Origin of the sequence: Bradyrhizobium huanghuaihaiense, from assembly GCF_007830635.1 — a bacterium.
GTDB lineage: Bacteria > Pseudomonadota > Alphaproteobacteria > Rhizobiales > Xanthobacteraceae > Bradyrhizobium > Bradyrhizobium huanghuaihaiense.
In genome coordinates this window covers 262,823-274,664 of record NZ_VLLA01000009.1, presented here as the reverse complement: position 1 = coordinate 274,664, position 11,842 = coordinate 262,823, and the positions used below count along the sequence as shown (strand labels likewise).

At 65.5% G+C, this 11,842-nt stretch carries 6 protein-coding genes; 5 read left to right on the top strand and 1 reads right to left on the bottom strand.

The window, feature by feature from the left end; all coding sequences use genetic code 11:
* The first annotated feature begins 312 nt into the window (after positions 1-312).
* Entirely contained in the window at positions 313-846 is a 534-nt protein-coding gene (locus IQ16_RS20515; RefSeq protein ID WP_018641861.1) for a DUF805 domain-containing protein, read from the top strand.
* 13 nt (positions 847-859) lie between these two features.
* On the opposite strand, the gene IQ16_RS20510 is transcribed toward IQ16_RS20515, so the two are convergent.
* Entirely contained in the window at positions 860-1,894 is a 1,035-nt protein-coding gene (locus IQ16_RS20510; protein WP_018641862.1) for a cysteine synthase A, read from the bottom strand.
* Positions 1,895-2,660: 766 nt separating this feature from the next.
* Between IQ16_RS20510 and IQ16_RS20505 the strand changes: the two genes are divergently transcribed.
* Genes IQ16_RS20505 through IQ16_RS20490 form a run of 4 tightly spaced genes read left to right on the top strand, consistent with a single transcriptional unit; the run spans position 2,661 to position 11,819 of the window.
* Positions 2,661-4,145 (top strand): efflux transporter outer membrane subunit, encoded by a 1,485-nt coding sequence (locus IQ16_RS20505; RefSeq protein WP_018641863.1) that lies wholly within the window; start codon positions 2,661-2,663, stop codon positions 4,143-4,145.
* Entirely contained in the window at positions 4,135-5,526 is a 1,392-nt protein-coding gene (locus IQ16_RS20500) for an efflux RND transporter periplasmic adaptor subunit (protein ID WP_018641864.1), read from the top strand. Before IQ16_RS20505 ends, IQ16_RS20500 begins: the two co-directional genes overlap by 11 nt.
* 36 nt (positions 5,527-5,562) lie before the next feature.
* Positions 5,563-8,712 (top strand): efflux RND transporter permease subunit, encoded by a 3,150-nt coding sequence (locus IQ16_RS20495; RefSeq protein ID WP_018641865.1) that lies wholly within the window; start codon positions 5,563-5,565, stop codon positions 8,710-8,712.
* On the top strand, positions 8,712-11,819 hold the full coding sequence (locus IQ16_RS20490) for an efflux RND transporter permease subunit (RefSeq protein ID WP_018641866.1): 3,108 nt from the start codon (positions 8,712-8,714) through the stop codon (positions 11,817-11,819). Before IQ16_RS20495 ends, IQ16_RS20490 begins: the two co-directional genes overlap by 1 nt.
* Positions 11,820-11,842: the final 23 nt, after the last annotated feature.

Sequence of the window (11,842 nt, the reverse complement as noted above, 5' to 3'; positions counted from 1 at the left end):
GCCCGGAACAGATCGTTCGATCCCGTCGTCTTGTGCTTCTTCGGCCGCATCGTTCCCTCCGATGCAGACAAGGAATCATGCTTCCCGCTTCGAGGGAATCCACGAAAACCAAATCGCAAGGTTCTGACGCCCAAAGCATCAAAACCTTGCAATCTGGAAATGCCCCTTAGCCCAAATCGAGATTCCCGATCAGTGGCTTAGTCCTTCTTCACGGACGACTAGTTCTCGGGAAACCATGGACCGCCGCGCGGTCGCGCCGCTTCACCGCTCCGAAAGCTATCGCTGCGCATATTGCGCCAAAAAGGTGCGCCAATGCTCGGTTTCCTGTTCGGCTTCAATGCCCGTCTCGGGCGCTTGCATTTCTTCCTGGCGACGGTCGCGCTTGCGGTCCTGATGACCGCGATCTGCTTTGCGATCGCGATGGCCGTCCTCCGCGACACCTCGCCTGGCATGATCCGGCCGGACGAGCTCGTGAGGAACCGGGCGATCATCGCTGCGATGGTGTTGTTCGGAGCCGCCACCTTCACGCTGCAATCGATGCGCATCCGCGACATCGGCTGGGACCCGGTCTGTGTGGTCCCCGCCTGGATCGCGCTGATGGTCGTCGATCACGTCGTTGCGGGTCGGTTTCAGGCCTGGGCGATCGGCCAGGAGCACCAGGGCACGGCCGTCGGCGCGCTGGTCAATCTCGTGCTGATGCTCGCGCTGACGTTCTGGCCGAGCGCCGACAGTGAAGGTTCTTATGCCGGACCTTTCCAATCGCGCACGCACGCGGCCTCGCCGTCACTGACGAACGAGCGCCTGGTGCGCGTGTCGCAGGGCGCGTCGCGCCCGACCTGGCGTTGATGCAGCTCGAGAGCTAAACGAACGGCGGCTTGATGTTGCTGCGCTTCTCCAGCCATTCCGGCACCGGAAGGTTCTTGGCGCGCATGAAATCCGCGTTGAACAGCTTGGACTGATAGCGGCTGCCGGAATCGCACAGCACGGTGACGATGGTCTTGCCCGGCCCGAGCTGCTTGGCGAGGCGCATCGCGCCCGCAATGTTGATGCCGGTGGAGCCGCCGAGGCACAGGCCTTCGTGCAGGAGCAGGTCGTAGATCACCGACACGGCTTCGGTGTCCGGAATCAGGAAGGCATCGTCGACCTTGGCGGTCTCGATCACGGGCGTGACGCGGCCGAGGCCGATACCCTCGGTGATGGAGTCGCCCGGGGTCGATTTGGCCTGGCCGTTCTTGAACAGCTCGTACATCGCAAACCCTTGCGGATCCGCGCAGGCGTTGACGATGCCGGGGTGCTTCTCCTTGAGATAGCGGCTGGTGCCGGCCAGCGTGCCGCCCGTGCCGACCGAGCAGATGAAGCCGTCGATCTTGCCGCCGGTCTGCTCCCAGATCTCGGGTCCTGTCGACTCGTAATGCGCCTTGGCGTTGTCGAGGTTGTTCCACTGGTCGGCGAACAGCACGCCGTTCGGCTCGGTCTTGCGCAACTCGTCAGCGAGCCTGCGGCCGACATGCTGGTAATTGTTGGGATTGGCGAATGGAAGGGCCGGGACCTCGATCAGCTCGGCGCCGCACAGCTTCAGGAAGTCCTTCTTCTCCTGGCTTTGGGTCTCCGGGATCACGATCAGCGTGCGGTAGCCGCGGGCGCTGGCGACGACCGCCAGGCCAATGCCGGTGTTGCCGGCGGTCGCTTCCACCACGAGGCCGCCGGGCTTGAGCTCACCGCGCTTCTCCGCCTCCAGGATCATCCATTTGCCGGCCCGATCCTTCACCGACTGGCCGGGATTCATGAACTCCGCCTTGCCCAGGATGGTGCAGCCGGTCAATTCCGAGGCGCGCTTGAGCTTGATCAGCGGGGTGTTGCCGATGGCTTCGACAACGTTGGTTCGAAAGGTCATGTCGGGGGAAATCACTGGCAAAGGGTTGATCTGATTGGCCAGAACCTAGTGCCTGGGAGGCCAAAGGGGAAGGCTTTTGCGCTGCGGCGAAAGTCCCGACGCGGCTCGCGGAGCGGCGATAATCCCGCGCAAAGAACCGCGCGAATGATGCCGGGATGCGATCCCGGATATCGGCGGAACGAATATGCCCGGTGACCGTCGGGGGATGGGAGAGATCAGTCGTCGCAAGCAGCTCTGATAGCCAATCTCTATCGCGTGCGAGCCGGACCGTGATTGGGTGCAAGCGGCTTGGCCGCACGCGGTTCCTGAACATGCGGAACGCGGACATGAAGCCGCGGTGGCCGGGTTTTCTTGCTCGATCGCCGGCGGTCTCGCGCGAGTGGCCGGCTGCTGCTTGAGACGGAGCTGAGGGCCGGGTGCAGCTCGTTGCTGACCGATGCAGCCGGATCAAGCCAGTCCCATTGGGTGTGGCGCCAATATCACATGAAATCTTGGTAAGCTTGAACGCTCTTTCCGATGCTGTGAAAAGTCGAAAAGTCTCTGCAAGACAGGCATATTTTGTATTTGCTTGATCGCGTTGGGAAGGCGCGGGGCCAGCCATCTCGCATCTGCGGGACTGTCCCGCTGTTCCCCGCCCGGCTAGTATGAAGCTCAAGGTTCCGCAGAAAGCATCAGCTGTGAACGAGTTGCCAAAAGCCCCCCGACCGTCCGGCCGCGAATCGGTTAATCCGGCTTCGCGGTGGCGGCTTGATCTGCCCGGCGGGGGGTGGATGTGACACAGCTTGTTCCGGTGATCGCCGTCTGGCGGTCTCTAGGGTCTGCGTCCCGGACGCGCCGTGCAGCGCGCTGGCTTGCTGTCGCGTGCCTCGCCGCAAGTTCTGGAGCATGCGTGCTGACGCAGGATCTTCCGGATCCCGCGCTCGATGTTCCCACGCAGTACAAATATGCCGGGAAGGGCGATGCGCCGCCATCGCTGGACTGGTGGCGGGGCTTCCGTTCCGCCGAGCTGACGCAGCTGATGGAGGAGGCGCAGACCGTCAATCTCGATATCGCTGCCGCCGTCGCGCGCATCGTCCAGGCTGACGCCCAGGCGCGGCAGGCCGGCGCGGCGTTGTTGCCGAGTCTGTCTGGCACCGGCCAAGAAACCTATTCGCGCACCTCCGGCTCCTCGGCCTCGGGGCTCACCAATGGCGGCCGTGAGGTCGTCAACTATCAGGCTTCGCTCAGCGCGAGCTACCAGCTCGATTTCTGGGGCCAGAACCGCGATGCGCTGCAGACGGCGGAAGAGACGGCGAATGCCAACCGTTTCGATCGTGACGTCGTCGCCCTGACGACGCTCGCCGGCGTCGCCAACGCCTATTTCCAGGTGCTGGCCTCGCAGGACCGCCTGCGTACCGCCCAGAGCAACATCGCCAGCGCGCAGCGCATCCTCGATGCGATCCGCGAGCGCCGCAAGGCCGGCACCGGGACCGACCTCGATGTCGCCCAGCAGGAAAGCGTGCTCGCGAACCAGAAGGCGCTGGTGCCGCCGCTGCGGCAGACGCTGGACCAGAACCGAAATGCGCTCGCCGTGCTGGTGTCTCGCCCGCCGGAAAGCGTGCGCGTCGCCGGTGGTTCGCTGAACAGCATCGCGATCCCGCGCGTCACGCCCGGCCTGCCGTCGGAGATCCTGACGCAGCGGCCGGACATTCGCCGGCAGGAAGCGCAGCTCGCCTCAGCGACCGCGAACATCGGCAATGCCCGCGCGCAGTTCTTCCCGACCATCCAGCTCACCGGCAATGGCGGCTATCAGAGCTCGGCGCTGGTCTCGCTGTTCCAGCCGCATGCGGCCTTCTTCCAGCTCGTCGGCAGCGCCACGCAGCCGATCTTCGACGGCGGCAAAATCCTCGGCAATTTCGAATTCGCCAAGGCGCGGCAGGACGAGTTGCTCCAGACCTACCGCAAGACCATCATCCAGTCGTTTGCCGACGTCGACAACGCGCTGTATTCGATCAAGCAGACCACGATCAAGCTACAATTGCAGCGCGATGTCGTTACCTCGTCGAAGCGCGCCTTCGATCTCGCCGAGCAGCAATTGCGCGCCGGCACGGCCGACATCGTGACCGTGCTGAACGTCCAGCAGACACTATTTCAGGCCGAAGACGCGTTGTGGCAGGCCCAACTCGCACGGCTTCTCGCCATCGTCAGCCTGTATCAGGCGCTCGGCGGCGGCTGGGAGCCGCGAATGGAGAAACCGGTCAATGCTCTTTAAGCCGGATACCAAGCAAGACGCGAAGGAGGGCAAGGCGACCAGGTCGCGCGGCCGCGGCTTCGTCATGACCCTGATCACGCTCGCGATCCTCGGCGGCCTTGGTTACATCGGCTGGACCGTCATGCACCAGCAGCAGGCGAACAACCGCAACCAGCGGCCTGATCTGCCGGTGCCCGTGCTGGCAGCGACCCCGCGCATCCAGGACGTGCCGGTCTATCTCGACGGCGTCGGCGCGATCCGCGCGCTCAACACCGTGACCGTGCGCTCGCAGGTCGACGGCAAGCTGATCGCGGTCAACTTCACCGAAGGCCAGGACGTCAAGAAGGGCGACGTGCTCGGCGAGATCGATCCGGCGCTCTACCAGGCGACGTACGATCAGGCGGTCGCCAAGAAGGCGCAGGATCTGGCCCAGCTCGCCAACCAGCGCATCGACCTTACGCGCTACGAGCAGCTCGCCGCCTCCAATGCCGGCTCCAAGCAGCAGGCCGACACCCAGCGCGCGCTGGTCGCGCAGACCGAGGCGCTGGTCAAGGCCGACCAGGCTGCGATCGACAATGCGGCGGCGACGCTCAGCTACACCAAGATCGTGGCGCCGCTCTCGGGCCGCGCCGGCCTGCGCCAGGTCGACCAGGGCAACATCATCCACGCCGCCGACACCACCGGCCTCGTGGTGATCACGCAATTGCAGCCGATCGCGGTGTGGTTCAGCCTGCCGCAGCAGCAGATCATGCGGGTCAACGCGGCTGCGGCAAAAGGCACGCTTGCGGTCGACGTGTTCGGCAATGACGGCGTCACCGTGATCGACACCGGCAAGCTGACCGGCATCGACAACCAAGTCGATCAAACGACCGGCACGCTCAGGCTCAAGGCGGAATTCCCCAACGCCAATTACCAGCTCTGGCCGGGTCAGTTCGTCAATGTCCGCCTCAAGGTCGAGACCTTGACGCAGGCGCTGGTGGTGCCGACCTCTGCCGTGCAGCGCGGCCCGATCGGCACCTTCAGCTATGTCATCGGCGAGGACAATATCGTCTCCGCCAAGCCCGTGACCGTGACCCAGCAGAACGAGCATGACGCCGTCATTGCCAGCGGCCTGTCGGCGAACGACAAGGTCGTCACCACGGGCTTTGCCAATCTGTCCGACGGCTCCAAGGTGATCGTCGGCCGCGACGACCAGACCCCGTCGGCTGATCTCGCCCCGCGCAAGCGCTCGCGCGGACCGGACGCCCAGAAGAAGGATGGCGTCAAGGAAGGCCAGAAGGATTCGCAAGGTAAGGACGGCGAGTTCCGCGCCAAGCGAAACAGCAGCGAAGGCGACCAGAAAGGACAGACCGGTCCGGCACCGGGGCCTGGGGCATCGGGATCTGGAGCCAAGCAGCCATGATCCCGACAACAGCCGCCTAGGCGGCAGGCGTAATCCATGGGAGTCTCCGAACCTTTCATCCGCCGGCCCATCGCGACCTCGCTGCTCGGTATCGCGCTACTGATCGGCGGGCTGCTCGGCTATTTCTCGCTGCCGGTCTCGGCGCTGCCGCAGGTCGACTTCCCGACCGTGCAGGTGACGACGCAGCTGCCGGGCGCGAGCCCCGACGTGATCGCCTCGCTGATCACGGCGCCGCTGGAGCGGCAGCTCGGCCAGATCCCGTCGCTGTCGGCGATGAACTCGACGAGCTCGTACGGCGTCAGCCAGATCTCGCTGCAGTTCGACCTCAACCGCGATATCGACGGCGCCACGCAGGACGTCCAGGCCGCGATCAACGCGGCTGCCGGCGTGCTGCCCAAGACGCTGCCTTACCCGCCGACCTACGCCAAGGTGAACCCGGCCGATGCGCCGGTCATGACGCTGGCGCTGCGCTCGGACACGATATCGTTGCGGGTGATGAGCGACATCGCCGACACCATTCTGGCGCAACGCTTGAGCCAGATTTCAGGGGTGGGGCGCGTCTCCGTGCTCGGCGGGCTGAAGCCGGCCGTGCGCATCCAGGCCGATCTTGCGCGGCTCGCGGCCTACGGCATCGCCATGGAAGATCTGCGCACCGCGATCGCCAATGCCAACGTATCAGGGCCGAAGGGCTCGCTCGACGGCGCGCAGCAATCCTACATCATCGCCGCCAACGACCAGATCGCCGCGGCCGAGGCCTACAAGCCCGTTATCATTGCCTACCGCAACGGCTCGCCGGTCACGATCGCCGACGTCGCGCAGATCGTCGACGGCCTCGAGAACGACCGCACCGGCGGCTGGTACCAGGGCACGCCGGCCGTCATCATCGACATCCAGCGCCAGCCGGGCGCCAACGTCATCGACGTCGTCAGCCAGATCCGCGCCGAGATCCCGAAGGTCCAGCGCGCCATTCCGGCCGGCGTCAACCTCACCATCGTCTCCGACCGCACCGTCACCATCCGCGCCTCGGTGCGCGACGTGCAGTTCACGCTGATCCTCAGCGTGGTGCTGGTGACCCTGGTGGTGCTGCTGTTCCTGCGCTCGCTCAGGGCCACGCTGATCGCGGGCGTCGCGCTGCCGCTGTCGCTGATCACCAGCTTCGGCATCATGTACTTTGCCGGCTTCAGCCTCGACAATCTGTCGCTGATGGCGCTGACAATCGGCACCGGCTTCGTGGTCGACGACGCCATCGTCATGATCGAGAACATCGTCCGTCACATGGAGAACGGCGACGGGCCGATGGAAGCCTCGCTCAAGGGCGCCAGCGAAATCGGCTTCACGGTGATCTCGCTGACGGTGTCGCTGATCGCGGTGTTCATCCCGCTGCTGTTCATGTCGGGCCTCGTCGGGCGCATGTTCCGCGAATTCGCGCTGACGCTGACCATTGCGGTCGTGACCTCCGCCGTGGTCTCGCTGACGCTGACGCCGATGATGTGCTCGCGGCTGCTGAAACACGCCCATGAGGAACTGGCGGTACCGGGCCTTGCCGCCATCAGCCGTTTCATCGACCGCACCGTCGAGTTCTACCACCGCACGCTGCTTGTGGTTCTGCAACACCAGCGCCTCACGCTGGTCGTGACCATCGTAACGCTGATTGCAACCCTCGTTCTCTACGTCGTCGCGCCAAAGGGCTTCCTGCCGCTCCAGGACACCGCCTCGATCACGGCGGTGACGGAGGCGGGACCCGACGTCTCGTTCGCTGAGATGCAGAAGCGGCAGGCCGAGGCGGCCGACGCCATCAAGGCCGATCCTGACGTGGTCGGCGTGGTCTCGGTGATCGGCGCAGGCTCGGTCAACCCGACCACCAATGTCGGCCGGCTCGTCATGACCCTGAAGCCGCGCGGCGAGCGGCGCGACGATGTCGGCGTGGTCGTGACCCGGCTGAAGGAGCGGGTGTCGGGCATCCCCGGCATGACCGTCTATTTCCAGCCGGTGCAGGACGTGCAGATCTCGACCCAGTCGAGCCGCTCGCAATACCAGTACACGCTGACCGGCACCGATGCGGCGCTGGTCTCGGAATGGGCGCGCAAGCTGGTTGCGGAGATGCGGCGCGATCCCTTGTTCCGCGACGTCTCCTCGGAGGCGCAGGAAGGCGGCCTGCGGGCACAGCTCGATGTCGACCGCACTCGGGCCGGACAGCTCGGTGTCAGCCTCCAGGCCATCACCGATACGCTGAACGACGCCTTTGCGCAGCGGCAGATATCGACCATCTACGGCCAGGCCAACCAGTACCGCGTGGTGCTGGAGGCGCTGCCGATGTATCAGCGCGATCCCTCGATCCTGTCAAAGCTCTATCTGCCGGGTGCGGCGAGCACGATCGTCGGCGCGCCGAGCGCCCAGGTGCCGCTGTCGGCCGTGGCGACGCTGAAGCGGACCACGGCGCCGCTCGCGATCTCGCACCAGGCGCAATTCCCGTCGATCTCGCTCAGCTTCAACCTCGCACCGGGCGCGGCCCTCGGCGATGCCGTCGAAGCCGTGAAGACGATCGAGACCCGGATCGGCATGCCCAACAGCATCGTCGGCGTCTATGCGGGCGACGCCGCCGAATTCGCCAAGGCGCTCGCGGGACAGCCCTGGCTGCTGCTTGCTGCGGTCATCACGATCTACATCGTGCTGGGCGTGCTCTATGAGAGCTACATCCACCCGATCACGATCCTGTCGACGCTGCCCTCGGCCGGCGTCGGCGCCATCCTGGCGCTGGTGCTGTGCGGGCAGGACCTCTCCGTCATCGGCCTGATCGGCATCATCCTGTTGATGGGCATCGTCAAGAAGAACGCGATCATGATGATCGACTTCGCGCTCGAGGCCGAGCGCGGGCAGGGGATGTCGCCCAACGAGGCGATCGTGCAGGCGTGTCTCTTGCGCTTCCGCCCGATCATGATGACGACGCTGGCGGCGCTGTTCGGCGCGCTGCCGCTGGCGATCGAGAGCGGCACCGGCGCCGAGCTGCGCTTTCCGCTCGGCATCTCCATCATCGGCGGCCTGCTGCTGAGCCAGCTGCTGACGCTCTACACCACCCCCGTGATCTATCTCGCGCTCGACCGCATCAACCGCCGCCTCGAACAGGCGCTGCCGCCGGCCGAATCCGGCGGCCCGCCGGTCGCCGGCGCGACCGAGGGGATGCAGTGATGGCATCGATCTCGGAGCCGTTCATCCGCCGCCCGGTCGCGACCACCTTGCTGTCGATCGGGTTGTTCCTGCTGGGTGTCGTCGCCTACGAGTTCCTGCCCGTCGCCTCGGTCCCGAACGTCGACTTCCCCGCCATCTTCGTCTCGGCCAGCCGGCCAGGCGCCGATCCTTCCGTGATGGCGGCGACTGTAGCCTCGCCGCTGGAGCGGCGGTTAGGTGAGATATCGGGCATCAACCAGATCACCTCGACGAGCTCGCTCGGCGTTTCCAATATCCAGCTCCAGTTCGACATCGGCCGCAACATCGACAAGGCCGCGCGCGACGTGCAGGCGGCCATCAACGCCTCGCTGGTTGACCTGCCGAGCGATCTGCCGACCCTGCCGCGCTTCCGGAAAGCGAATACGGCCGGCGCGCCTGTCTTCGTGCTGGCACTGACCTCGAAGACACTGTCGGCGAGCGCGATCTACGACGTCGCCGATACGGTGCTGGCGCAGCGCATCTCCCAGGTCCCGGGTGTGGGCGACGTGACGGTCTCAGGCGCCGACCAGCCGGCGGTGCGCGTGCAGCTCAATCCTGTGGCGCTGTCGAATGCCGGCATTGCCACCGACGACGTCCGGACTGCGATCATCAACGCCAATCCGCTCGGCCCCGTCGGCATCTTCAACGGCGAACGCCAGAGCGAGACGCTGTCGCTGAACAAGCAGATGCGCACGGCAAAGGAATTCCGCGACATCGTCATCAAGAGCTCGAACGGCAATTTCGTCCGGCTTTCCGACGTCGCCGACATCGAGGATTCCGTCCGCAACGCCCGCTCGATCGCCTGGTTCAACAAGCAGCCGGCGGTGCTGATCCAGATCACCAAGCAGGGCGATGCCAACGTCATCGACACCGTCGACCGGGTGAAGGCGCTGATCCCCCAGCTGAAGCAGTGGATTCCGGCTGGCGTCGAGATCTCGACCCTGGTCGACCGCACCGGTACGATCCGCGCCAGCGTGCTGGACATGCAATGGACCCTGCTGGCGACTGCGTTCCTGGTGATGGTCGTCGTGTTCGTGTTCCTGCGGCGGCTGACGCCGACGATCGCGGCCGGCATCTCGGTGCCGCTGGCGCTGGCCGGCACCTGTGCGGGCATGTGGGTCGCGGGCTTCTCGATCGACAATCTGTCGCTGATGGCGCTCGCCATCTCCGTCGGCTTCGTGGTCGACGATGCCATCGTCATGATCGAGAACATGTTCCGCAACCTCGAGCACGGCATGCGGCCGTTCCAGGCAGCCCAGGAGGGGGCAAAGCAAATCGGCTTCACCGTGGTCTCGATCAGCCTGTCGCTGATCGCGGCGTTCACGCCGCTGATCTTCATGGACGGCATCGTCGGCCGGCTTTTGCGCGAATTCTCGCTGACGCTGACCTTCGCGATCCTGGTCTCGACGCTGGTGTCGCTGACGGTGACGCCGATGATCTGCGCGCATTACATCCGGCAGACCACCTCCGGCACCGCGACGCTGTTCGACCGGATCATCGAGGGCTCGCTGTCGCGCATCGTCGCCTTCTACGCGCGGTCCTTACGGACCGTGCTGGAATATCCGATGCTGACGCTGCTGGTGTTCTTCGCCACCATCGGTCTCACGGTGACGCTCTACATCAAGGTTCCCAAGGGTTACTTTCCGACCGATGATTCCGGCTTCGTCATCGGCGCGACGCGCGCCTCGGCCGACATCTCGTTCCAGTCGATGCTCGGCCTGCAGCAGCGCCTCGCCGACATCGTGATGCAGGATCCGGCCGTGGCCGGCATCGGCTCGACCGTCGGCAGCGGAGGCGGGGGCCCGGGGGCGGCGACCTCGAACCGCGGCACCATGTTCATCAGCCTGAAGCCGCCGGAGGAGCGCGACCACGTCTCGACGCAGGTGGTGATCGACCGGCTCCGGCGTGCGTTGTATCCGGTGCCCGGCATCCGCCTCTTCATGTTCGCCGCCCAGGACGTGCGCGCCGGCGGACGGCAGAGCGATTCCGACTACCAGTACACGCTCTCCTCGACCGACCTCGACCTGTTGCAGAAATGGGCGCCGATCGTCGCCAAGCGCATGGAGAGCGTCGAAGGCATCACCGACATCTCGAGCGACCGCGATCCCGGCGGGCTTCAACTGACCTTGTCGATCGACCGCCAGAAGGCCTCGGCGCTCGGCGTCCGCGTCCAGGACATCGACAACGCCCTCAACAACGCCTTCTCGCAGCGGCAGATCTCGATCATCTACACCCAGCGCAACCAGTACATGACGGTGCTGGAGATCGACCCGAAATTCCAGGTCGATCCGTCAAACCTCGATCGCATCTACGTCGCCGGCGCCGGCGATACGCAGGTGCCGCTGTCGGCGGTCGTGCGCGCGACGCGCGGGCTGGCCGCGCTCGCGGTCTATCATTCGCAGTCGTTCCCCTCGACCACGGTGTCGTTCAACCTGCTGCCGGACGTGCCGCTGCAGGCCGCCACGCAAAACATCCAGCGGGCGGTCGAGGAGCTGCACATGCCCGAAGGCATCCGCGGCAGCTTTGATGGCAATGCCGGCGATTTCGCCAGGACCAGCGGCCGCCAGCCGCTCTTGATCCTCGGCGCGCTGGTGGCGATGTATATCGTGCTCGGGGTGCTCTATGAGAGCCTCGCCCATCCGCTCACCATCATCTCGACGCTGCCCTCGGCCGGCCTCGGCGCGCTGCTGGCCCTGCAGGTCACCAACACACCGCTGACGGTGATCGCCTTTGTCGGCATCATCCTCTTGATCGGCATCGTCAAGAAGAACGGCATCATGATGGTCGACTTCGCGCTCGATGCCGAACGCCAGCGCGGCCTGTCCTCGGCGGAGGCGATCTTCGAGGCCTGCCAGGCGCGCTTCCGGCCTATCCTGATGACGACCATGGCGGCGCTGTTCGCCGGCATTCCGCTGGTGGTCGCCACCGGTCCCGGCACCGAGCTGCGGCGACCGCTCGGCATCACCATCATCGGCGGCCTGTTCGTCTCGCAGATCCTGACGCTCTACACCACGCCAGTGATCTACCTGCTGATCGACCGCCTGCGGCGCCGCTCCGGGCCGCGCCCGGTCCCTGCGCCGGCGGAATAGGCCGGTTGTTGAGGAGCCGCTTC

Excerpts from the sequence above, each read along its gene's own strand:
- IQ16_RS20515 (WP_018641861.1), top strand. The coding sequence starts at position 313 with ATGCTCGGTTTCCTGTTCGGCTTCAATGCCCGTCTCGGGCGCTTGCAT.
- IQ16_RS20510 (WP_018641862.1), bottom strand. The coding sequence starts at position 1,894 with ATGACCTTTCGAACCAACGTTGTCGAAGCCATCGGCAACACCCCGCTG.
- IQ16_RS20500 (WP_018641864.1), top strand. The coding sequence starts at position 4,135 with ATGCTCTTTAAGCCGGATACCAAGCAAGACGCGAAGGAGGGCAAGGCG.
- IQ16_RS20495 (WP_018641865.1), top strand. The coding sequence starts at position 5,563 with ATGGGAGTCTCCGAACCTTTCATCCGCCGGCCCATCGCGACCTCGCTG.
- IQ16_RS20490 (WP_018641866.1), top strand. The coding sequence starts at position 8,712 with ATGGCATCGATCTCGGAGCCGTTCATCCGCCGCCCGGTCGCGACCACC.